This window comes from Rhodococcus tibetensis, assembly GCF_024438035.1.
Lineage (GTDB): Bacteria > Actinomycetota > Actinomycetes > Mycobacteriales > Mycobacteriaceae > Rhodococcus_F > Rhodococcus_F tibetensis.
Map to the genome: position 1 here is coordinate 37,897 of NZ_JANFQF010000012.1, position 22,726 is coordinate 60,622.

The 22,726-nt window shown below is 62.9% G+C and carries 21 protein-coding genes; 9 read left to right on the top strand and 12 right to left on the bottom strand.

Going from position 1 to position 22,726, the window contains the following annotated elements; all coding sequences use genetic code 11:
* Positions 1 to 98 precede the first annotated feature (98 nt).
* Together NOF53_RS15680 and NOF53_RS15685 are read right to left on the bottom strand one after the other, a co-directional pair.
* The gene (locus NOF53_RS15680; protein ID WP_255970244.1) at positions 99 to 1,076 is read right to left on the bottom strand and encodes a RelA/SpoT-related domain-containing protein; all 978 of its coding nucleotides are present in this window, start codon (positions 1,074 to 1,076) and stop codon (positions 99 to 101) included.
* Positions 1,073 to 2,146, bottom strand: coding sequence for a DUF262 domain-containing protein (locus NOF53_RS15685; protein WP_255970247.1), 1,074 nt, complete (start codon positions 2,144 to 2,146; stop codon positions 1,073 to 1,075). The genes NOF53_RS15680 and NOF53_RS15685 overlap by 4 nt, the downstream gene beginning before the upstream one ends.
* A 564-nt stretch (positions 2,147 to 2,710) precedes the next feature.
* Here NOF53_RS15685 and NOF53_RS15690 point away from each other — a divergent pair.
* From NOF53_RS15690 to NOF53_RS15710, 5 genes are all read left to right on the top strand, one after another.
* Positions 2,711 to 4,228, top strand: coding sequence for an Eco57I restriction-modification methylase domain-containing protein (locus NOF53_RS15690; RefSeq protein ID WP_255970250.1), 1,518 nt, complete (start codon positions 2,711 to 2,713; stop codon positions 4,226 to 4,228).
* Positions 4,225 to 5,199: a BsuBI/PstI family type II restriction endonuclease gene (locus NOF53_RS27710; RefSeq protein WP_255970253.1), complete on the top strand. Its 975-nt coding sequence runs from the start codon at positions 4,225 to 4,227 to the stop codon at positions 5,197 to 5,199. The genes NOF53_RS15690 and NOF53_RS27710 overlap by 4 nt, the downstream gene beginning before the upstream one ends.
* Before the next feature lie 557 nt (positions 5,200 to 5,756).
* On the top strand, positions 5,757 to 6,170 hold the full coding sequence (locus tag NOF53_RS15700; RefSeq protein ID WP_255970256.1) for a CoA-binding protein: 414 nt from the start codon (positions 5,757 to 5,759) through the stop codon (positions 6,168 to 6,170).
* 123 nt (positions 6,171 to 6,293) lie between these two features.
* A complete protein-coding gene (locus NOF53_RS15705) occupies positions 6,294 to 6,983 on the top strand; it encodes a TerD family protein (RefSeq protein WP_255970259.1) in 690 nt (229 codons plus the stop codon).
* A gap of 59 nt (positions 6,984 to 7,042) precedes the next feature.
* A complete protein-coding gene (locus tag NOF53_RS15710) occupies positions 7,043 to 7,453 on the top strand; it encodes a secondary thiamine-phosphate synthase enzyme YjbQ (RefSeq protein ID WP_255970262.1) in 411 nt (136 codons plus the stop codon).
* 25 nt (positions 7,454 to 7,478) lie between these two features.
* Here the strand turns inward: NOF53_RS15710 and NOF53_RS15715 are convergent, their stop codons facing one another.
* Positions 7,479 to 8,114, bottom strand: coding sequence for a TetR family transcriptional regulator (locus NOF53_RS15715; protein WP_255970265.1), 636 nt, complete (start codon positions 8,112 to 8,114; stop codon positions 7,479 to 7,481).
* A 157-nt stretch (positions 8,115 to 8,271) separates the two neighbouring features.
* On the opposite strand from NOF53_RS15715, the gene NOF53_RS15720 reads away from it, so the two are divergent.
* Complete coding sequence (locus NOF53_RS15720; protein ID WP_374212618.1) at positions 8,272 to 8,721, top strand: CarD family transcriptional regulator; 450 nt, start codon at positions 8,272 to 8,274, stop codon at positions 8,719 to 8,721.
* A gap of 143 nt (positions 8,722 to 8,864) precedes the next feature.
* Here NOF53_RS15720 and NOF53_RS15725 read toward each other — a convergent pair whose 3' ends face one another.
* Positions 8,865 to 9,743, bottom strand: a complete 879-nt coding sequence (locus tag NOF53_RS15725) for a glycine-rich protein (protein WP_255970271.1) — start codon at positions 9,741 to 9,743, stop codon at positions 8,865 to 8,867.
* A 220-nt stretch (positions 9,744 to 9,963) separates the two neighbouring features.
* On the opposite strand from NOF53_RS15725, the gene NOF53_RS15730 reads away from it, so the two are divergent.
* On the top strand, positions 9,964 to 10,962 hold the full coding sequence (locus NOF53_RS15730) for an MBL fold metallo-hydrolase (protein ID WP_255970274.1): 999 nt from the start codon (positions 9,964 to 9,966) through the stop codon (positions 10,960 to 10,962).
* Positions 10,963 to 11,004: 42 nt separating this feature from the next.
* Here NOF53_RS15730 and NOF53_RS15735 read toward each other — a convergent pair whose 3' ends face one another.
* Positions 11,005 to 12,048, bottom strand: coding sequence for a DNA polymerase IV (locus NOF53_RS15735; RefSeq protein ID WP_255970277.1), 1,044 nt, complete (start codon positions 12,046 to 12,048; stop codon positions 11,005 to 11,007).
* Between the two features lie 9 nt (positions 12,049 to 12,057).
* Between NOF53_RS15735 and NOF53_RS15740 the strand changes: the two genes are divergently transcribed.
* A complete protein-coding gene (locus NOF53_RS15740) occupies positions 12,058 to 13,041 on the top strand; it encodes a hypothetical protein (protein WP_255970279.1) in 984 nt (327 codons plus the stop codon).
* A gap of 56 nt (positions 13,042 to 13,097) precedes the next feature.
* On the opposite strand, the gene NOF53_RS15745 is transcribed toward NOF53_RS15740, so the two are convergent.
* The 7 genes from NOF53_RS15745 to NOF53_RS15775 all read right to left on the bottom strand — a co-directional run bounded on the left by NOF53_RS15745 (position 13,098) and on the right by NOF53_RS15775 (position 21,228).
* Positions 13,098 to 15,155: a TerD family protein gene (locus tag NOF53_RS15745; RefSeq protein ID WP_255970281.1), complete on the bottom strand. Its 2,058-nt coding sequence runs from the start codon at positions 15,153 to 15,155 to the stop codon at positions 13,098 to 13,100.
* A gap of 219 nt (positions 15,156 to 15,374) precedes the next feature.
* Positions 15,375 to 16,766 (bottom strand): plasmid pRiA4b ORF-3 family protein, encoded by a 1,392-nt coding sequence (locus tag NOF53_RS15750; RefSeq protein ID WP_255970284.1) that lies wholly within the window; start codon positions 16,764 to 16,766, stop codon positions 15,375 to 15,377.
* Between the two features lie 150 nt (positions 16,767 to 16,916).
* Positions 16,917 to 17,102 (bottom strand): hypothetical protein, encoded by a 186-nt coding sequence (locus NOF53_RS28060; RefSeq protein ID WP_509908953.1) that lies wholly within the window; start codon positions 17,100 to 17,102, stop codon positions 16,917 to 16,919.
* A 142-nt stretch (positions 17,103 to 17,244) separates the two neighbouring features.
* Complete coding sequence (locus tag NOF53_RS15760) at positions 17,245 to 18,888, bottom strand: MFS transporter (RefSeq protein ID WP_255970292.1); 1,644 nt, start codon at positions 18,886 to 18,888, stop codon at positions 17,245 to 17,247.
* Positions 18,889 to 18,935: 47 nt separating this feature from the next.
* Positions 18,936 to 20,354: a DUF2252 domain-containing protein gene (locus NOF53_RS15765; RefSeq protein ID WP_255970295.1), complete on the bottom strand. Its 1,419-nt coding sequence runs from the start codon at positions 20,352 to 20,354 to the stop codon at positions 18,936 to 18,938.
* Positions 20,355 to 20,463: 109 nt separating this feature from the next.
* Entirely contained in the window at positions 20,464 to 20,787 is a 324-nt protein-coding gene (locus NOF53_RS15770; protein ID WP_255970298.1) for an amphi-Trp domain-containing protein, read from the bottom strand.
* 63 nt (positions 20,788 to 20,850) lie between these two features.
* Positions 20,851 to 21,228 carry a WhiB family transcriptional regulator gene (locus tag NOF53_RS15775; protein ID WP_255970301.1) on the bottom strand — a complete coding sequence of 126 codons (378 nt, stop codon included), beginning with the start codon at positions 21,226 to 21,228 and terminating at the stop codon, positions 20,851 to 20,853.
* Between the two features lie 237 nt (positions 21,229 to 21,465).
* Here NOF53_RS15775 and NOF53_RS15780 point away from each other — a divergent pair, with 237 nt between their 5' ends.
* Positions 21,466 to 22,725 carry a serine/threonine-protein kinase gene (locus NOF53_RS15780; RefSeq protein ID WP_255970304.1) on the top strand — a complete coding sequence of 420 codons (1,260 nt, stop codon included), beginning with the start codon at positions 21,466 to 21,468 and terminating at the stop codon, positions 22,723 to 22,725.
* Position 22,726: the final 1 nt, after the last annotated feature.

Here is a 22,726-nt window from a genome sequence, read left to right on the forward strand (position 1 = left end):
GCTAAGGCATAAGAATGCACCGGACGAGGAAGACGGCGGGCGCCCAGGCCCGACAACAGCGGTCGGACCGAGGCAACCTCGCCACAATTTCCCGAATCCTACCGGCCGCGCAGTCTCAAAACACCCCGCGCGGATCCCAAATCGATTGATGACGGGACCACAATCTCATCTGGAACAAGAATCTTAATATCGCCATTCCTACCGAGCGCCTTTGCTATTACATCAGGACGAACGTCAAACAGGTACTGAACAATGGATAAGAATGGCGATAGATTCATTGGATGCACTCCGCCACGAAGGCGTCTGCCAGATTCGACTATAGCCCCCAATTCATCCAGCGAAATCCTACAGCGGCGAAACAAACTTCGAATCGAGTCCGCAAGACGCTTCATATCGTCCGGCAGATCGTCGACGTCGAAGCTCCGATACATGACTTCGATAATCTGTAGCAACTCTTTGGTCTTAATGTCTTGGCGATGTAAGACGCTGGTGTTTTGAGAGGCCAACGTTTCGGCTTCCAGAATCGAGACTTCAGCCGCCTCAAGCGCTGCCTTCACTTGTGCCGCGACACGCTCTTTCCCCCAGCTAACCTTCGTTGTCTTATATGTCAGGTCATGCGTGGCTATCGACCACGCATGCTGCAGGAAAGTCTTAATTTGAATTTCAAATCCGATGCGATGAATGCTTTCCTCGTCCTTCCCTGGGGATGGCTTTAGATTCGCATACAGGCGGGTGTGATCGAACGAGAAGGTCGTAGCGTCACCCGTCGCAATATCGTCATCCTTCGGCTTCCTAGAGAATACAACGAACAGCTCCCGCATTCTGTTCTCCGCCTCGCGCATCATTGCCAGATTCGGAACAACAACAGTGCAGGCGTAAAAATCCTCAAGGGCGGCTGGGTCAAATCTTCCCGTTTCGACCTTCAGGGCAAAAGATTGCTCGTTCTTCAGCCTGGATTCGAAGTGCCAGTTCGCACGAATGGACGAACGTATTAGCTCGTCAGCCGACGACTTGATTAGCGAATTGAGCTCAAACTGTCGATCGAACTCATTCCTGACCGACGTCGCTACTTTCATTCTTCCAAAGCCAGTTTGATTCCCGCCAACAGGGCATCGTTACGTGCGCGCCGGAGTTTAAGGTCGGTTGTTGCGCCCCGGGCATTCGAGACATAACGAAGCGCCTCTACGCGGATCGGATCGCTGATCGCCGATTCCTCGGGACTATCGGTTACCTCCGATATCTCCGAAACCACATTCATAAATCTCGCGTACGCTGGCGCGAATTCGCGCGCAATCCTGAGCTCTTGATGAAGGAGAATCAAAACCCATAAGGAATAGAAGTGTGCAAGGTTTCGTGCGTGCGCAACAACTGCCCCGTTCAGTTCGTCGACCTCGGTGATAAATGACTTCAACCGCTCGAACTGATCAATAAACTCTTCCGTATCGAAGGCAGGCTCGAGGTCCTCGGGAAACTCATACTTTGCATAAAATTCATCAAGTGAATTCTGGTCAAATCCAAGAATTTCCTTTTGAATTGTCGCAGCGACTAGTTCAGATATAAACTGGGTGTCCTGCATTCTCTTGGCCCGGCCCGTTGTCACTACCTTGACTCGCTTCCAGAAGGGCGATTCGCTCTCACTCTCGGCAAATCCAATGAGCCAGCCATCATAGCGAGCGTGGCGGATTTCCTGCGGAGTCAACTTGCGAGAGTTCTGGTTTAATCTTCCGAAAACATCATTCACGACGGTGGTTTCAATTGAATCTATTTGCTCGACAGTAATTTGATAGTCCATAAATCGCTTCCGAAGGCCGGAGTCAGCCTTGATCTTCGACCACTTCTTTCCGTCGAGTCTTGCGTCGCCGAAATCATCTTTCATTGAGATTCGGTCAGCGACGAACATCAAGATCGTCTCAAGTCGCTGTTTGCCATCGATTACATGGTATGTTGCGGCGCCGTTCTCATCCAAGTCCTTATGTAAAAAAATTGCCGGACTAGGAAAGTTATTGAAAATCGTATCGAGGAAATATTGCCTATCACGGCGAGTCCAGACGCTGCGTCGTTGGTAAGACGGTTCGAGGTCCAGACGCTTCAAACCCGCTAGATCCAACAGCCATGAGATATCTTGCGAGGTGACGCGACGCTGCATTAGTTAATTCTTCCTTTAGGGTAGGATAAAACTGAAGCTGCACGCAGTGTAAACCGAGTCCATCCCGGGAATCCATAGCTGAGTTCACCGAAGTGCCCGAGCGCTCGGAACAAACAAGCACCTTCACGGTCATGTGACGGAAGACACAGTCTAATCGACTTCATTCAACGACCTGGGCTGCTATCACGCGACCAGCTGAATTGTGAGGCGGCACCTTAGAGCGCAAACCGGCGAGGGTGTTCAAGGGCTAGGGATCGCCTATCGAGATCGCGCGATCGAGAACGCAGAGCCGGATACTCCATTCACAGTATGGGTTCTTCCTACAGGATGCCAGCAAGGCCGAGATCCCGAATCATCCAGCCACGGAAAGATCGCTTGATCCCCCCAAACGTACGAATTTCGGCAGGATCACCCGCACGGATGAGGGCTTTGTGGAGCGTGCACAGTACCGAGACCGAGACCGGCTACGAGGCGAGCTAGTCAATCAATCCTCTTAGTTGCCTCGCGCTGGGCCTTGAGGCTGCGCCGACGAATGAGTCGGACTTGCACTCTAGAGTGTGGTCCGTGGACGACACACTGATGACCCGGACGGAAGCACGCCGCGTAGCCGCACTCGCCGCGCTCAACTCAACCACTCAGGCCACGCTCGGACAGTTTTTTACACCCGAGGGCGCCGCCGAGCTGATTGCCAGCTTTCCTAAGCTGCCGGAATCGGGAAGACTCCGCATTCTCGACCCGGGGGCCGGCGCCGGCTCACTTGCGGCCGCACTGGTGAACCGCGCACTCAGCGAGGCGCCAGAACTTGAGATTCATGTCGTAGCCGTCGAGATCGACTCAGCCGTCGAACCGTTCCTCGCAGACACACTTCGCGATTGTGAGGTAGCAGGCGCGACATCTGGGACCAGCGTGTCTACCACTCTTGTCGCTGGCGACTATATCGAGCTCACCACGGGCAGCTCGGTTGCCGAGAACGACCTTGCCGAACCGTTCGACATCGTGATTATGAATCCACCATATGCGAAGCTTGCAGCGAGTTCTGCATACCGCAAGGCTCTTATCACGCAGGGTGCAGACTGTCCGAACCTGTACGCGGCGTTCCTTTCCTTAGGGTCTACCTCCCTGCGACCAGGCGGGCAGTTGGTCGCAATTACGCCTCGCTCGTTCGCAAACGGTGTCTATTTCGAGTCTTTCCGTCGCGAATTGCTAAGCAGGATTTCGATTGACCGACTTCATACTTTCGAATCACGCTCAACTGTCTTTTCCGACACAGGAGTTCTGCAGGAAAACATCATTCTTTGTGGCACGCGTGGAGGCGACGACACGTCAGAGGTGGTTCTCACGACCAGCCGTGGACACACCGATGCGGTGACTATTACTACGCTGCCCTATACGGCGATTATTCGACCAAACGACCCTCACCTATTTCTTCGAGTTCCGGGCACAGCCGGTGATACGTCTATCGCCGAGGCAATGGTCACTCTGCCTGCAATGTTGCCTGAACTAAGGGTCCAGGTATCGACGGGTCGTGTTGTCGATTTCCGGTCACGCGCAAACCTGTGTGACGCCGACACGCATGGTGCCGTACCCCTGATCTATCCCGGCAATGTCCGAGGTGGCGTTATTGAGTGGCCCCGAGAGATCCGTAAGAATCAAGGATTCGTCCCTCTCGCCGATGGGAAGAAGTTGCTCTTGCCCTCAGGCGTCTACGTAGTGGTCAAGCGGTTCTCGGCGAAAGAAGAGCGGCGGCGAATTGTTGCCGCACTGTGGGACCCCGAGGTAAACGGCGACACGTCGATCGCATTCGAAAACCACCTCAACATTTTTCATTGCAACGGAGCTGGGCTCGACCGGGACTTTGCGATCGGGCTGAGCTGGTGGCTCAACAGTTCAATCGTCGACCAATACTTCCGAACCTTCTCCGGTCATACTCAGGTCAACGCCACAGACCTGCGATCCTTGCGCTACCCCGCTCGCGATGACCTTTCGGCTCTGGGACGCTCAAGGTCATCCATGCTGCCACTTCAAGAAGATATAGACGACGCAGTGGCAGCCTTCACCACCCCAGTTGAGGAAGTTGCGTGATCACCAACTCTGCGGAACTTAAGGTCCGAGAAGCTCAACAAATTCTGCGGGCCTTCGGATTCGATGCGCAGCGATCGAACGAAAGATCGGCCTGGGTACTGCTAGGACTGTTGCAGCTCAAGCCGAACGATTCCTGGAGTGGCGTACATCCACTTCAGCTCGGGGTCACCGACTTGATGGAATTCATCGCTGCCCACTACCGCGACACACCGTATAAGGCAAACACCCGTGAGACTATCCGCCGCCAAACTCTCCATCAATTCGTGGATGCACTGTTTGTCGAATTGAATCCCGACGATTCCACTCGCGCGGTCAACTCACCAAAGACGGTCTACACCCTGCACGCAGACGCGCTCGCCGTGATAAAACGCTACGGTTGCGAAGGTTTCGATTCTGCACTGGCACGGTATCTCTCCAAAGTTCCAGGACTCAAGGCCCAGTACGCAGCTGCCCGGGAAATGAATCGAATTCCCGTCACGCTGCCTTCGGGAGACCTCGTGCTTCTGAGCCCAGGAGGCCAGAACACACTGATAAAGGCGATGATTGCGGACTTCTGCAGTTACTACACGCCCGGTGGCCACGTGCTCTATGTAGGTGACGCCGACTCAAAGATGATGACATTTGACGAGGCTGCCTTAGCTTCGCTAGGAGTGACAGTCGACCACCATGGCAAGATGCCCGACCTAATCGTGTACCTTCCAGAGAAGAATTGGCTTGTCTTACTCGAGGCCGCCACGACTCATGGTCCCGTCGATGCTAAGCGCCATCAAGAGCTCGCAACCCTGTTCAAAGGTTCTACAGCCGGCCTTGTCTACGTCTCTTGTTTCCCGGACCGTGCGACGATGCGGAAGTACCTTGCCGAAATCTCGTGGGAGACGGAAGTATGGTGCGCGAGCGACCCCACTCATCTGATTCATTTCAACGGTGAGCGGTTCCTCGGCCCGTACGGCGAGGCAGCAGGCCTCACCTAACCGCCAAAACGGTGCTCAAACCAATGGCGAATCAAGCTGCCATTTTCTCTATGTTCTCCGGCTGGCCGATCGGGCGGCGAGCCGGTCGGTCGCATCATGGCGGTCTGATGCACCGATATGTGGTTGGAGACCGGGTCAAGGTTTGCGTCTCTTTCTGCCATGTCCAACGTCCCTCTCATCGCCAGAAGCTGCCGTGCAGTCGATCCACTATCGCCGGGTAATTGGCCTCGATGATATCCACAACCTCACGTCGGCAAGCGTTGTTACAACAGTCCATATTGGCGCCGGCTCTTCCCGCCCACAATGTCCAGGCAGACGACCCCAATACCGCTGAGCGTTACACGAAGCCGATCTCGTGGTCCTTGAGCCTTCGGTGATGCGCTGGTCATCCTCGCCGAGCTGACGGATCGACGCATTCCACACCGACTCCTCGGCACCATTTACCAAACGCGGATTTTCGGGGATACGCATCACCATGCCGATACCTTCGCACGGAGGGTTGGGGTCGGCGCGGAGATTCCCGGCTGACATCCACAGTCGGTAGTAGCTTTGCGGCTATGAGCATCTCATGGCAGGACCCTGACGCTGTTTCGTCGATGCTCGACGACTGGGAGACGTGGGCGATAGTTGGACTGTCCGGCAACCCGGACCGGACGGCGTACCGCATCGCTCAGACGCTGCGGGAACGGGGCAAACGCATCGTTCCCATCCACCCTTCCGCGCCGACGGTGCTGGGCGAGCAGGGGTACCCAACTCTTGCGGACGTGCCGTTCCCCATCGATGTCGTCGACGTGTTCCGTCAGTCCGACGCTGCGGGGGAATTCGCCGACCAAGCCGTCCAGGTGGGGGCGAAGGGCGTGTGGTTCCAGCTCGGCGTCATCGACGAAGAAGCGTTCCGACGCACGACCGATAAGGGACTGGCCATGGTGATGGATACTTGCCCGGCAATCGAGTGGAACAAGCGGAGCTGACTGGCCGATCCCGATGTAGGGCCAGTCGGACAGTTTCGAGCGTATGACTACCCTGGACCGAAACCGTGCAAATCGGACAGCGATCCGGCACGGCGCCCGGTCGTCAAACGGAAGGTTCTACCCATGGCCATCGACTACACCCGTCGTCCCTCCACTCCGGCCGCACCGCAGGGCGGTGTCAGCCTGAGCAAGGTGACGCTGTCGAAGGCCGCACCGTCGGTCAGCCTCACCAAGTCGGGTGAGCGGCAGGGCGCGATGCGGGTCAACCTCAACTGGTCGACTGGCGTGGCGCCGCAACCGAAGAAGACCGGCTTCTTCGCGAAGCTCGCGGCGGCCGCCGGCGGGAACACTGGTATTGATTTGGACCTCGGCTGCCTCTACGAACTCGCCGACGGATCGAAGGGCGTGGTCCAGGCACTCGGTAACACGTTCGGTTCGCTGCAGGACGCCCCGTTCATCAAGCTCGACGCCGACGACCGCACCGGCACCGTGACCGGGGGCGAGAACATGCACATCAACCTCGACCGACCGGAGATGTTCAAGCGCATCCTCATCTTCGCAATGATCTACGACGGCGCACCCAACTGGGCCGCGGTGGACGGCGTCGTCACCCTCTACCCCACGAGCGGACCCGAGGTTGAGGTTCGCCTCGACTCCTCGAACAGCTCCGCTCGCATCTGCGCCATCGCGATGCTGCAAAACACCGGCCAGGGCATCACCGTCACCCGCGAGGTGAAGTACATCGAAGGCAGCCAGGCCGATCTCGACAAGGCCTACAGCTGGGGCATGAAGTGGGCGGCGGGCCGCAAGTAGCAGCGCGGGCTGTGTGGCTTCGGATCGAATGTCACGCTCCCCCGCGCTAACGTCGGAGCATGTTCAGTACTGAGATCGAGGTGCGCACCGGCGCCGAGCCGGTGGTGCACGACCTGACCCGTGAGATCGAGAAGTTCCTCGCCTCGGCCGGCGCAGGCGATGGCCTGCTGCATGTGTGGGTACCGCACGCCACGGCGGGACTCGTCGTCATCGAAACCGGCGCGGGAAGCGACGACGACCTCCTGCGGGCAATCGACGACGTGCTGCCCCGCGACGACCGGTGGAGGCACCGCCACGGCAGCCACGGACACGGCCGCGACCACGTGCTGCCGGCGTTCCTGCCGCCCTACGCGTCAGTTCCCGTCGTCGATGGCACCGTCACGACGGGGACGTGGCAATCCGTGTGCCTCGTCGACACCAACGTCGACAACCCAGTGCGCCGCGTCCGCTTCAGCTTCCTCGCCGGGTGAGCTGACGCGTGCGACGATCTGTCAATCAGGCCTGCGCGAGTGTCCGTGCCACGGAATAGATTTCGGGGAGAATTGCCGTCTCGTCGGTGGATGAACGATCCACCCATGTTTCCAGTGCCGCCCGCAGTACGGCGATCGACACATCGACTGCCAGTCGAATCTGCAGTTCGGAACACTCAAATCGCTTCGACACCGCGTCGACCAGAGCCGCGGTCCGCCCCACGCTCGCACGTGCCAACACGGCACGCAGCGTCGGCTCCTTTTTGATCATCCGGTTCACCCGCAACAATCGCTGAGATGCGATCGACGAACTGTCCGAGTAAGTCGTGAGTGCCGCAGCGAAGGACGTTTCCAGCGAGAGCCTGGGTGAGACGTCGGAATCGAGCCGATCGAGCCCGGCGGCGAGGATCGCCTCGAAGGCCCAGTGATCCCGGAGCGCGGCTTCTTCCTTGGTGGCGAAGTATCGAAAAAAGGTTCGCTGAGACACTCCCGCTGCCTGCGCGATCTCACCGACCGTCGTGGCCTCGACACCCTTGCGCTCGAACAGGGTGAGTGCGGCCTCGCTGATCTCCACGCTCGTCTGCACACGGCGGCGCTCCCGCAGCCCGAGCGGGCCGGCAGGCAGGTCAGGCGACAGGGCGAATGTTTCGAGTTGGTTCATCAGCGGCCCTCGCAATCGGTTAGGGGCACCCACCGGTCATCGTTCCCACATGGTCACCGGTTGTCAACATGGCAGTGTGTGCCATAATGTCAGGGAAGGGTGGTAGTCAATGAATCTCAATATCGGTGAAATTTTCCTGTACCCGCACCATGGGTCCGTGACGGTAACGAAGCTCACGACCCGGATGTTCAACGATCTACCCACTGCATACGTGCAGTTCGAAGTCGCTCAGAATGGGCTGTCGATCGAGATTCCGGTGGCGAAAGCCGAAGCGATCGGTGTGCGCAACGCCATCAATCTCGACGAGGTCGGTCGCGTTTTCGACATCCTGCAGGGTCCGACGATCGACGACCCGTCCAACTGGTCCAGGCGATTCAAGGCCAACCAGGAGAAGATCACCGTCGGTGGAATCTTCACGGTGAGTGAAGTGATCCGCGATCTGATGACGCGTGCGCAGGCCAAGCCGCTCTCGGCCGGAGAAAAGCGCCAGCTCGAGCACGCAATGCAGCTCGTCATCTCCGAGCTCGTCCTCGCCATGAAGACCAGCCCCGAGGTGACTCGACGCCGTATCGAATCGATCTACGAAACCACCGCCGTCGCTGTCTAGTTCCGCGGTTCGTGTTACGTAGTCACCCAGCGTGTTGCCATCGGCAGCAGCCCGGACGAAAGTCCGGACTGCTGCCGTTGTCGTTGAGCCGCAACCACTTCCGCTCCTCATGACGGTGGAACTCGCGACGGCGGTAGTCGTGTTCAGCTACTACCGAACAGGCTTCCCAACGACCCGGTTCCCGAGCCAGCCCCGTAAGTAATCACCACTGACGGGACGGCGTCGACACCGGCAGCACTGATCGTCCCGTCGGGTGCGTAGGAGGAACCACCACCACCTCCGCCGCCACCGAAGTTCTCGGCACCGCCGCCACCGCCGAACCAGCCGCCGCCTCCCCCGCCACCGGTCCCGGATCCCGCTCCGCCGACTCCGCCAAAGCCCGGAGATCCGTCGGGGTTGTCACCACCGTTGCCGCCGGCACCACCTGCGTCGGCCTGACCGCCACCGCCGGCTCCTCCCCCGCCACCGGCCTGGCCTGCGGGCGCATTGGGGACGAGGTTGCCGCCGCCACCGATGTAGATGCCTCCGGCGCCGCCACCACCCGAGGCGACGATCTGCCTATCTGCCAGCCCACCCGTTGCCGTCCGGACATCGGATGCACCGCCTCCCCCACCCGCGCCCGACCCACCGGCTCCGCCGCCGTTGAACCCGGCCGCACCCGTGCCGTCGCCACCACTGCCGCCGACGAGCACATACAGCGCGTCGCCGGGCGCGACGGTGAGCGAGCGCGACGCGACTGCACCGAGGCCCCCGAGAACGGAACCTACATTTCCACCGCGAGCACCCGTCGCGGTCACGCCCAGGCTGGTAATGCCCTCGGGAACCGTGAAGGACTGAGCATCGCCGGTGAACGTGAAGGTGCACGTCACCGCAGTGCCCGACCCCGGAACGCATCCCGCCGGCAACGCCGGGGTGGCAACGGCGACACTGGGCGCGAGCAGCGCCGATGCGCCGACCACGGCCAGCCCGCACACCCCGCTCGTGTACCAGCCGGGTCGTGTTGTCGTGTGCTGATTTGTCATGCCAGTCTCCCCCGTCGCAGTCTGAACTCCGTCGATCATCGTGGTTCGGAGCATCCCACAGCCCCCGGTGTCCCGCGGCGGATCGAGCGATCAGGAAAAGCCTGAACACCCGCTAAACGGGACCCGGCTGTTCACGACCGGTCTGCAACGGCTAAGAAGGAGTGATAGAGCGTTTTCCTTTCGGATCCCAAGAGCTGTTTTCTAGTGCGAGGTAAAGCAGATGAATGGTGCGGCGGCCATCGGTGATGGCATCTTCCAGATACCTGTCCCTATTACGGACAACCCCCTCGGTCACACACTCGTCTACGCGATGGAATCCCCGGGTGGACTGATCCTCGTCGACGCCGGCTGGGACGACGACAACGCCTGGGCCGGGCTCACCTCCGGACTGGAGGAGATCGGCCACTCCGTGAAGGAAGTGGAGGGCGTCGTCCTCACCCACTTCCATCCCGACCACACCGGACTGTGCGGGCGCGTGCGCGAGGCGTCGGGTGCGTGGATCGCAATGCACGAATCCGATCACGAATTGTTCGCGCACATGTCTTCGGGTGCCAGCGAGGAGTGGCTGGAGTTTCAACGCCTCAACATGGTGCGTGCCGGCGCTGGCGCGGACGAGATAGCGGCGTTCGAGCAGGCGGCAACCACCGAACCGCCCACGGGTCCGAGTTCGGCTCCCGACCGCGTTCTCGTCGACGACGAACTGATCGCGCTCACCGGCCGCGGACTGCGCGCCGTCTACACCCCGGGCCACACGCCTGGACACGTCTGCTTCTATCTCGAAGACGCCGACGTCATGTTCACCGGCGACCACGTGCTGCAGAAGACGACCCCGCATGTCGGAAACTTCGTCTACCCCCTCGAAGAGCGTGATGCGCTCGCCGAGTTCTTCGACTCGCTGCGCCGCGTGCAGACCATGGAGATCACCCGCGGTCTCGGGGCCCACGGCATTCCCATCGACAATGTGGCGGGTCGCGCGGGCGAGCTGATCCAACACCATGAGGAACGGCTCGACCACCTCTACAACGCGTTCGGCGACGAGCAGCTCAGCGTGTGGGATGTGGCCGCGCGGATGAAGTGGTACAAGCCATGGGCCGACATCTCGCCGATGGGCAAGCACATGGCGCTCTCCGAGGGCGCGGCACACCTGCGGCACCTGGTCGCCCGCGGCCTCGTCGCGCAGGTTCCGGGCAGCGATCCCGCCCTCTTCGCGCGCATCTGATCCGCTGTGAGTGCGAAAGTACGCTCCACCGTACTTTCGCACTCACCTGGGCGGAGTCATCTCCAACCGCACGCCGAGGAGACGCACTTCGCGGTCGTGGTCGAACCGGTCGATCAGGGCTGCGGCGGCGTCGCAGATGACGTCCACGTCGAAGGTCGGTTCGGGCAGCGCTTTGCTGGTAGTGCGGGTGATGAACGGCGCGTAGCGTACCTTCAGCGCGACGCGCACGGCCGGACGATTCTCTGCCACAATGTCTTCCCGCACCCGCACGGCGAGCCGGCGGATTTCGTCGGTGACGGCTGACCAGTCGTCGAGGTTCTGCTGAAACGTCGTCTCGCGACTGTGGGAGCGGGCGACCCACGGATCGGCGGTCACCGGCGAACGGTCGATGCCCCGGCCGATCCTGCCGTACCACGGGCCCATCGTCGGCCCGAACGTTGCCGCGAGGTCCTCGTCCGCGGCCGCCGCCAACTCAGTCACCGTGTTCATTCCTAGGGCGGCAAGCTTTTTGGACGTCTTACTGCCTATTCCCCACAGCGAGCGGGTGTCCCGCTCCCCCATGACGGGGAACCAATTCGCCCCCGTCAGGCGGAAAATGCCCTGCGGCTTCCCGAATCCGGTCGCGATCTTGGCACGTAACTTGTTGTCGCCGATCCCCACCGAGCAATGCAACCCGGTGGCTTCGAGCACCGCCGCCTGAATAGCCCGGGCGAATGCTTCGGGATCCTCGGTTTCCACACCGAGAAATGCTTCGTCCCAGCCCATCACCTCCACCACGGCGTCCATCTTCCGCAACGTGTCCATCACCACCGCGGACACCTCGGTGTAGGCCTCGGCGTCGACGGGCAGAAACACCGCGTCGGGGATCTTGCGGGCCGCGGTCCGCAGCGGCATCCCGGACCCCACCCCGAACTCGCGGGCCTCGTACGACGCCGTCGACACCACTCCGCGTTCGGTGGGGTCACCGCGTCCACCGACCACCACGGGCTTACCCCGAAGCTCGGGGCGGCGCAGCACCTCGACTGCAGCGATGAACTGGTCGAGATCGACATGCAGCACCCACCTGCGATGCGGCGGTGCGGTCATGGAATCAGTGTGCCGGAATTGACGGAGCCGCACCTTGAAACTATCGGGTTCGACGACGCAGAAGGCTACTGGACGGAGTCAGGGATAGACTTTTCTTCGATCCCTCGCACGGGCGACGTGTGGCAGGGCACCCACGGGCGTCAGTCGAGCGAAGGGATGCCGTGCATGTTGAGTCGGCTGAGAAATAGCGGCATGAGAACCCTCGCAGCGAGCGTCCTGTGCGTTTTTTCTGTAGCGATGACAGTCGGCTGCTCCGCCGATGACACGCCGACGCCGCCCGGCGGAGGGCGCGCGCCCGCGTCACTCGTAGGCGCAGCGGCGAATGACGCATTCGGGGCAGAGGTGCTCACGCTGTCGGTAGGGGCCGAGAGCACGGATGCGCGTTGGGCTGGCGAAGGCCTCATCGCCCTATCCGAGGGTCAATTCCGGTTCGAGGTCGGTGAGACGCAACCGCATGCAGAGTTCGAGGTCGGGACGGTGGTCGGGCTCGGTGGAGAAGGCGCCGAAAACACGGTGAGCGAGACTGTCGGTGGATCCATCGGTGGCGCCGGACAGCGCTGTTGGATGAACCCTCACGCGCCGGTTGGCTACTTCACCGACACCATAAGTGTCGAAGAAGCGCTGCGGGTCACCGGAGCAGTCGTCGAGAGCATGCGCGGCGAAATCAAGCAGGCCCGGATGATCGATCCAGCAATCGATTCCTTCGAGGTCGAACTCATGCCCTCGGCCGCAGAGCCGGAGGATGAGTTCGTGGACACACCACTCCGGGTCTGGGGGGATCGTTGGATTCTTGGACGATTGGGTGGCCCGATTGCCGTCGAGCTGACCGACGAGGGTGCGCTACGTTCACTCGAGTTCGAGTTTGGGCCCTACGAACCCTATTCCTTGTTGGGGCAGCAGCATTCGGTCGACCACGTAAGCATCAGCGCTAGGTTTGCGCCGGCCGACACTGCACTCGTCCTCGATCCACCGGCCTGCCAAGCGATCGAGTGATCGATTTCCTCGCAGAAGTCAGCGATCATCGACGCCGGACTGGCAGAATCACTCCGTCACGAGGTGGGCTCCAGTACCCCCTCGTCGAAATCTGTGCCGCCGTGGCGGAGCTGTTCGGACTGCTTGGGCGCGGCGGGCACCCATCCCCGCAGTTGCTGGACCACCCCTCCGTAGCACGTGTCGGTGGACGAGGTCACGCTGGTGATGAAGCTTGCCGCTGTGCCCGACCGCCGACCGCCCATCGGGAATGTCTGCTCGAGACTGAACGACACGATGTCACCGGCCCGGCCCTGGGTCAGCACCTTCGGATCCGCACGCACCGTGTCCAGGTGCTCGCACGCTTCGTTGCCGCGCTCGGAGAACACCGCTTCGACCTGCACATCGCCCGGTGCGTCCTCGAGCTGCTTGAGCAGCCACGACAGCCGACGACTCGAGGTTCCCTCGTCGGGCGCCTCTACCGTGGTGCGGCAGCGAATCTTGTTGGTGCGCACATCGGCAATCACCACCAGATCCCCTGCAGTTTCGGGTATCCGTAGTACGGCCTCGAACACGCCGTCGGCCGCCAACCGCTCGGCCACCGACGCGTTCCGAGCTGCCGGGTCGGTGCTCAATCGGCGAGGGAGGACGTGCTTGACCGTGACTCCGAGCTCGGCCGTCAGCCGCAGCGCAAGATGCCGCGACAGGGACACCCACGTGTCGGCCACCGCCAATGCCTTCTCATCGCCGCCTCGCAGTGTGCCGGCGGTGACCGCATCGCGGATGGCGACCCAGTGCCGCCCCATGTCGACGAACTCAGCAGCCCCGGAGCGAGGGTGATCGAGATAGCGAAGGAACTCGGCCAGGATCCAGGCCTGGAGATCGTCGTCGATACCGCCGTGCGAGAGCAGCATCCGCGCCTCATGGGCCACCTCGGCCCACGACAGATGACGCAGCGCGACCTTCGCGAGCTTGCGGCGGTCGACCTCGACCGGCAGCTCCCCGGCGCTGGCCGGGACGTCGTTCGACAAGCTGACCACCACGTCGTACTTCTTCTTGCGTGCCACGTCGAGGTAGTTTTCGAGCTGCTCTTTCTTGAGTTTGCCGTTGCCGGTCTTGACCTCGAGCAAAGCGGTCCACAGCCGGCTGCCGCGAGAGACCTTCAGGACGGCGTCCGGAATGACCTTTGTCTCGCCCTGCTCGTACTGCACCTCGACGTAACCTTCGAAGGCGCCGGCCGGTGCCCCGATCCGCGCACACACCGCGCGTGCGAACGGGCGCACAGCCTGCATGGTGGCGATCAACGCCGAAGTGGCGCGCCGCTCCTGTTCCTCCCCGGTTCCGACGCCGATGACCGAGAACAAACGTGCCGGCTGCCAGGTGTCGAGTTCGGCGAGCATGAACTCGCGTGGCTTGGACTTCTTCACCACTCGCTTCGCGGTGCGCACGCCCCGGCTCTTCGCTTTCGGCGCGGCGGCCGCCTTGGCCGGTTGTTCGGGCACCGCCTCCTTGTGCGGGGTATCACCGGTGGAGTCGTGCGGCTCTGTCGCGACGAGTTCGGTGTTCGAGACGTCTTCGGGGGCTTCGGTGGGTTCGAGATCCGGATCGTCATCGACGGCGACCCCGAAGTCCGTCGCCAGGCCGGCCAGCCCGGACTCCCAGCCCTGTCCGACCGCGCGTACCTTCCATTCACTGGCACGGCGGTACACCTCGCCGAAGACGAACGCGGACTCGGTGGTGGCGTCGGCGGTGACGTACTCCGCCACCGAATGCCCGGCCCCGTCGACAACCCGGAGAGCGAGTTTGCCGAGGTCACCGAAGTTGCCGGAGCTGACACTGCCGACCAATGCCACCGTGTGCACGTCCTCGGGCACGGCAGACAGGTCGAGAGCGATCCGTGCCTGCGCTCCTTCCTCGGTCGTACCCGCGCCCAGGAACCTGACCGAACCATCCGACGATTCCGGCTGGTTGTAGAACACGAAGTCGTCGTCGGAGCGAACCTTCCTGTCCGCATTCAGAAGTAGAGCCGACGCGTCGACCTCGATCTCCGCTTCGGTCCATCCGATGACCACGTCGATCTGGAACACGTCACTCGGCAGAGACATGTTCTGTCCCTTGGACATCATCGGAAGAGTCATCGGACCCACCTTCGTTCGACCCGGAATAATAGTCACCTGTACGGCCGAACACTGCCCTTGCCGGATACAAGCGTCCGTCGCATCGAATCGCATACTAATCGGTCCGATTCGAGCGCAACCGGCATCTGGGCGAAAATGACACTCCTTACCCAAAGCGCAGCCGAGGGCACGATCGTGTCGAAATACCCACTGGCCGACAGGTAGCGGAGAGCCACCGCCTCACATCGACAACACCATGCGCGCGAGGAGTCGCACCCACTCCGGGTCTTCGGCGTCACGCATCCCGAAACCTTCGCCGATCGCACCGGTGAGCTCGAGGAATTCGATGGTGGGCCGAGCTATCCAGTAGGCCTCCAGCCCCTCGACCACGGTCTTGTCGCTCGCCCGCCACCCGAGGGCGGCCAGTCCCTCCGCTACCACGGCTTGACGTTCGTCCGGCGACGCGCCGGCGGCGAGGGCGAGGAGCACCAAGTATCCGGCTTCCCGCTCCACCCGATCGGTGCCGAGGGGCAGCCGGGCGAGGAGGTGGCTCCACATTCCGCGCGCATTGCCTGCGAACTCGGCCCCCAGCTTGGTCTGCACCAGCTTGCCCTTGTACTTGCGCGCCAGACCGAGTGTCTTCGTGTACGCGTGCAGCAAGTGCACCGGGCGCTGGTCGTTCTCGCGGTTGTTGGTCGACGGCCAGTCGTCGAGTCCCGGCAGTTCCCTTGCCTCCGCCACCACGGCCGGCGGTAGGTGACCGGCCTTGGTCAAGGTGATGCCGTCGGGTCCGATGCGCTGCAGGAACCAGCGCAGGTGCAGTGTCACGGCATCCTGCGCGGCCAGGTAGTCACCCGATCGTTGGGTGAGGTGGGCACGTTCGAGCATCGAATAGACCTGCGGTGCAGCGCGAGGCGGGATGTGGCGGAGCAACTCGGCGAATGCCGAGTCCGGCACCGGGCCGTGCGCCCGCACCGCCTCGTGTCCGCCCAAACTCGCGTTCACGGCCGCGGGGTCGAACGCCTCCGGCGAGAATCCCAAACCTACCCACGCCCTCGCATCGTGGTGCTCCGGATGACGGGGGTCGGCGAGCACACTCAGCAGATCGGCGTATCCGCCGGGTCCGCCCGAATCCTCGGGAGGGCACGCCCGGGCACCGGCGAGGCAATGCGTTTTGGGCTCAGGATCGCCGGCCCTGATCTGCTCGAGGACGATCGTATGGTCCCAGCCGTCCCCGAAGTCGTAGGCATAGGACAACTGGTCGCCGGGTTGCACCAACACCTGATCCAACCGGATGTCCTCCTCGCACAACTCGTCCTCTTGGTCGGCGAAGCCCTCGTCGATGCTTTCCTGCATCTCGTACCGCTCGGATGCGGGCGGCTCCCCTGCGACCCACGCATGCAGGTGGCTGTCGTACCACCCCATCACCGTCTGCAACACCGGATGCAGCTGGTCGAGGCCCAGATTCGACGGAACGACGAACTGCCGCCAAATGGTAGGCGACACGTCGTCGAGCTCGATGCGCAGTTGGTAACTCACGACGTCGAGTCGTCCCGCGCGCTGAGAGGGCCGGTCGGTGACCGGCTGGTCGGGAACGACGGAGAGATGTCTGCGTGAGCCCGAAGCTGCCATGGGGTCATGGTAGGGCCACCTTCACCGAGTCGCGACAACGTTGACGAGCCGAATCCGGCATCTGGGCACCGATGCGTGTGACGATGGTGCGGTTGGTTGACGTCCGGGAACGGTGTGGAGAACATGATGGAAGTTCGGAAAGTCGTGGACCTACGGCAGGACGACGCCGGGGCTCCGCGCGTCTTCGGTGAGCCTTTCGAGACAACCGACGGTTCCACGATCATTAGTGTCGCGCGGGTTCACCGTGGGCTTCGCCTTGGCAGGCTGAGCGGAGGCGGTGCCGGGCGGCGGGGCGGCGATCTCGCTGTGTCGCCGGTCGGCGTGTTCGTCATCCACGGCGGCAGAGTGAGGTGGCAGCCGACCGTCGATTCCACTCGACTTGCCCTACTGGGTGAGTTGATCGGGTTGGCGTCGGCGGTGATAGCCACGCTGGCTGTTCTGCGTCGTCCGCCGTGGCCTGATCTACGGCGACGGTGAACTACCCGAGTTCGTCGGAATCCTGGCCGACGCCCTCACCTTTGGGCGCGCCCACGGGAATTCGGGGAACACGGCCGGTGAAGAACAACGCCGCGATGGCAAGCAGCGCGGTAACGCCGTACGCGACCCGCAACGCCTCGAGACGGGCGTCGGAATTGAGATCGAGGATGTCCTGGGCGGTGGACTCGGGCACCGAAGCGTCCGTCAGGGCCGCCTCGAGTTGCGTGTCGGACAGGAAGGGGACACCGCCGGCCAGTTCGGTGGTGGCCTGTTGCTGCACCGCAGCCGGCACGTCGGGGTTGGCTTGAATTCCCGCAACAATGGAGGTGCTCAGGGTCGCGATGAGCACCGATCCGATCAACGCCGTACCCAACGATGCGCCGAGGTTGGTGGCCGTGTTCTGCAGTCCCCCGACCTCCGCGCTCTGGGAGTCCGGGACGGCGGAGACGGTGACCGCCCCGAGTTGGGAGGCCAGTGCGCCCAGTCCGAGGCCCATCAGCAACATCGGCACGGCCACCACGCCGGCGTTGGCGCCGGGGTCCATCCCGGCCACGAGAAACAGGATGCCGACGATCATCGACGTCAGACCGAAACGGACGACGCGGCGCGGATTCGCCTGCGGCCACAACTTGGGGATTCCGGCGGCGGCCAGCAGGAGTGCGATCGACAGCGGGATCAGGCGCAGACCGGTCTGCAGTGCGTTGAGTTCGAGCACCACCGACAGGAACAGCGGGACGGTGAAGAACACCCCCGCCTGCACCGTGAACTGGGCGAAGAACATGCTGAGCCCACCCGCGAGTTGGCGATTGCGCAGCAATCGGGGATCGATCAGCGGCTCACCGCCGGTGTGGGCGAGATGGGATTCCCACCGCAGGAAGGCGTAGAGCACCAGCAGGCCAGCCAAGAGCAACCACACCACGGGCGACAGTCCGAGAACCTGCGTTCCCCCAGGTTTGGCCTGAATCCACCCCCACTCACTCGAGCGCAGGACGCCGAACACGAGCATGCCCAGGCTCACCACCGACAGTGCCGATCCGACCAGGTCGAGTCGCACCTTCACGGGTGGAACGTCATTGATCCGGCGTAACACGAGGAGGATGACGACAACGATCACCACTTCGCCGACGAAGACGTACCGCCAGGAGGCGAACGTGGTCACCGCACCACCGATGAGGGGTCCGGCGGCGACTGCCATCGCACCGGCGGCGGCCACCAGACCGTAGGCGGCAGAACGCCGTTCAGCCGGGAAGTTCGCGGCGACGAGGGCGACGATTGCGGGCATGATCAACGCGGCACCGATACCCTCGAGCAGGGACCAGCCGATCAGCAGCACCGCCAGGTTGGGTGACAACGCCGTCACGAGGGAGCCGATGCCGTAAATGATCAGGCCGAGCGCAAAGGCCCGGCGACGACCGATGATGGTGCCCACCTTGCCGCCGGTGATCATCAGCGTCGCCATGACGAGGGTGTACAGGGTGATGGCCGTCTGGATGCCGATGATCGTGGTACCGAGGTCCGCGGCCACCGTGGCCATCGACACGTTCATCACCGAGCTGTCCAAGGTCATCAGGAACTGGCTGGACGCGAGCACTGTCAGGACCAGGCTGGAGCCTGCCGCCACCGCTAACTTGCTTCCCGTGCTCATGACGTCTGGCCATCGGACATGTCGGACCCTCTCTCAGCGAACACCTTTCACGTGCCGGTGGTGGCGGCGACGCGGCGTCGATCGATCGCGTCGAGCAGTGCCGCGTGGTCTCGGGTGTTCTGCTCGGCGTACGTGTCGGCGAATTCTGCCATCGCATGGTCGAATTCGTCGTCCTCCCCGAGGTAGGACGCTATCGCGATCCGGTCACCCGCTCGGGCATGCGCATAGGCGAGGGCCCGCGCACACATCCGCCCGTACAGCGTCATGACGGTGGGTGTCTGGGATTCGATCAGTGCCGACCCCTTACCGTCGCGCAGCTGGCGTACGTAGAAGTCGTGCTCGACGCCCTCGAGATCCGGGCCGCGCTCCCATCCCAGGAAGATGTCGCTGGCGGCCTGCATCAGTCGTTGCCCGTAGACGACTCGTTCGCCCTCGGTCGCGAAGGACGGGCTCTCGACATACGCCGACAACACCGAGGGTTTCGCCTCCTTGACCTGGAGAAACAGCGGATCACTGTCGTCTGCCCCCAGCATCAGGACGATCCAGGTGCGGGTGCCCACACTGCCCACCCCCACCACCTTGCGGGCAATCTGCACCAAATGGAATTGGTCGTAGAGCAGCCGCCGATCCTTCTGGAGCGTCTGTGCGTACGTGTCGAGTCGCCGCTGGGTGTCGCGGTACAACGACGCGAGGTCTTCGCCCTCATACAACTCCTCGATCGGGACGATCAGTGGCGGAGTGCTGATGATGCGCCTCTTGCCGTCGACGACTGTGGTCAGCTTCGACAGCGCCTGCACGCTGTCGCGGCGGCGGGCCTTCTCCAGCACGGTGCGGGCGCGCTTCTTCTCCGCAGAGTCGAGTTCGTCTCGGAGCTCGGTCAGTTCCGCTGTCGGCTCGATGTGTGAATACCAGACCGCCAGATTTCCCAGTAGCGCCTGCCGAGTCATGGTTTCGCGGTATTCGGCGGCGCAAGCCCGGGTGATCTTCCGACGCTTCTTTGCGCTGAATCCATTCTCGTTCGCCGCGACCGCCAGGCTCGCGACCAGGCGTTTGACATCCCATTCGAACGGGCCCGGATGTGTCTCGTCGAAGTCGTTGACACCGAACGCGAGCTTGCGTTCCGGCGTCGCGAAGATTCCGAAGTTGCTCAGGTGCGCGTCTCCGCAAAGCTGCGTGCGCAGGCCCGTCGTGGGCGCGCGCGACAGGTCGTCGGCCATGATCGCCGCCGCACCACGGTAGAAGGTGAAGGCCGTGGCCGCCATCCGCCCGTACCGGAGCGGGACGAGGTCGGGTACCCGGTCCGCCGCCTGCCGCTCGAGAAGGTCCACCGGATCGCCCCGATCCGCGGCAACATGTTCCGCCAGCGCAGCCACTGGTGTAGCACCGCGCGCGTCCATTCCCCGTTGCGTGCGCTCGGCCCGGCTCGGATGCGCCACCGATGCCCGATCTGCCGAGGATGTCGACATCGCACTCACCTCCTGGACACAGTCGACACTGCAAGGCATCGCCGGTGCCGACCGGCTCAGCCTCCCACCTCACCGCCCCCGGCAAATCATCCGAACAGGGTGAACACCGTCACTTCGCGGTGGTCTTGCGCGGTCGTCCACGACGCGCCGGCTTGGCCGCAACCGCAGTCTCCTCTGTGGCCTCATCGACGTTTGAGCTCTCGGACGGGCCGTCGCGCCAACTGATCTCGATCTCCAACTCGATCTGATCGCCCTCGACTTCGATCTCGAATTCCCAGCGGACCCGGTCGGCGACATCGATCGTGATCGAGTCGCCACCCGATCCCAGTTCCACCTCGGAGCCACTCGCAAGGGCCTGCCCGAGCGCGATCAGCCTGTCGGACACCTCTTTCCGGGTGAGCTCGGACGTCCGCTTGATCTCCAACTTGGGCACGACGACTCCTGACCTCGGCGCAGTGTGTCATCACCGTAACTGTTGCGGCGGGTCGACGTTGCCCTAACGGCTGCGACCCGAAACAGGTCGCGGGTTGATCGACCCGAGCGGTCGACCCTCACCGCGACGAGGTCGTTGGGCGCGCCTTCTTCGGTCCGCCTCGGTCAAGCCACCCCACACACCGTAGGGTTCACCCACCGTCAGAGCATGATCGCGGCACTGCGCGAGCACGGGGCAGGGCATGCAAATCTGCCGCGCCTGTGCTTCGCGCCGGTCGCGAGCGGAACCGCGTTCACCGTCGGGCGAGAAGAACACCGCCAGGTCGGTGCCACGGCACGCGGCACGCAGCTGCCAGTTACCGACGATCTCCTCACGGGTTGGGGAACTCGTCGACGAAAGGCCTCGTCCAAGACCTGCTGCGGTGTCGGTCGGCACGAGCATCCTCTTCGTTCTGTCGGCGGTGGAGATAGTGTCGGCGGCATGCGTCGGGTGTTCCGCCCTCGATCACCGACGTTGCCGGTCGTCACTTCAGACTCCTCGGGCGGACGGCAAGAGAACACAGGCGTTCCCCTAGTCCTACCTAGGCACCTGAACCACACCGAGATAGATGCGCGGCGCTGCGGCTGACGACTCGAACTCCATTGGCCTCGTCGGGACCGCTGGCGCTAGCGTAAAGCTATGTCGGCGCCCCAGCTTCTCGCAGATCGGTACGAGCTGCGTGCTGTGCTGGGTCGAGGCGGGATGGCCGATGTCCACGACGGCTGGGATCTGCGCCTCGGACGGGCGGTTGCCGTCAAGGTGTTGCGTCCCGAGCATGCGGCGATCCCCGACATCCGGCGACGGTTCGAGGTGGAGGCCCGGGTGGCGGCCACGTTGAACCATCCGAATGTGGTAGCCGTTCACGACTGCGGCGAGGACGCCGGCGTCGCGTACATCGTGATGGAACGGCTACCCGGACGGACCCTCGCCGACGACATCGCGCAAGGCCCACTTCCCGAGGCCCGAGCACGCGGGATTCTCGCGGACATACTCGCCGCCGTCGGCGCAGCCCATCAATGCGGGATCTTGCACCGCGACATCAAACCGGCCAACGTGCTGTTCAGTAGCGCGGGTGTCGTGAAGGTCGCCGACTTCGGCATCGCGAAGAGCGCAGACAGCGGCCATACCACGACGGGTCAGGTGCTAGGCACAGTCGCGTATTTGAGCCCGGATCGCATCGCGGAGAAACCTGCAACGGTGGCGGACGACCTGTACGCGGTGGGTGTTGTCGGCTACGAGGCCCTCGCCGGACACCGCCCGTTCGGCGGCGAGAACATTCTGTCGTTGGCCCGGGCGATCCTGGCCGGGGGTGCTCCCCCGCTGACCGAAGCGCGACCCGGCCTAGACCCCGGGGTTGTGCACACCATCGAGAAGGCGATGGCGCACGATCCGCAGCACCGATTCAGCGATGCCGCGGCCATGCGCCACGCGGTTCTGGGCTATTCGGGGCGGGTGGCAGCACCCCCGCCGAGGAGCGCGCAACCTCGGACGATGGCGTTCGCCCCCGCCACCCTGTCCGCGGCGCCCTTACCCCCGGCCGATCCCCGTCGGCCACGAAGGACGGGTCTGATTCTGGCGGCGGTCGCCGCGGTGTTGGTCGCACTGGTTGTGGGCGCGCTGGCCATCGCGTCGCAGGGTAACGACGGCGCCGGAAGTCCCGCCGTGGCACCCGCAACCTCGAGCCAGGCTCCCACACCCTCGCCGACCCTGACCGGCACCGAAGAACTTCCAGTCGCGCCGCCGGTGTCGGTCGGCGTTCCCGTTCCCGCCCCACCGGCACAGATTCCCGAACCGCCGAACCCGAACGGCAACAGCGGTAACGGGAACGGAAACAACAGCGGGAACGGAAACAATAAGGACAAGGAGAAGGAAAAGGAAAACGGGCGCGGCGGAAACTGAA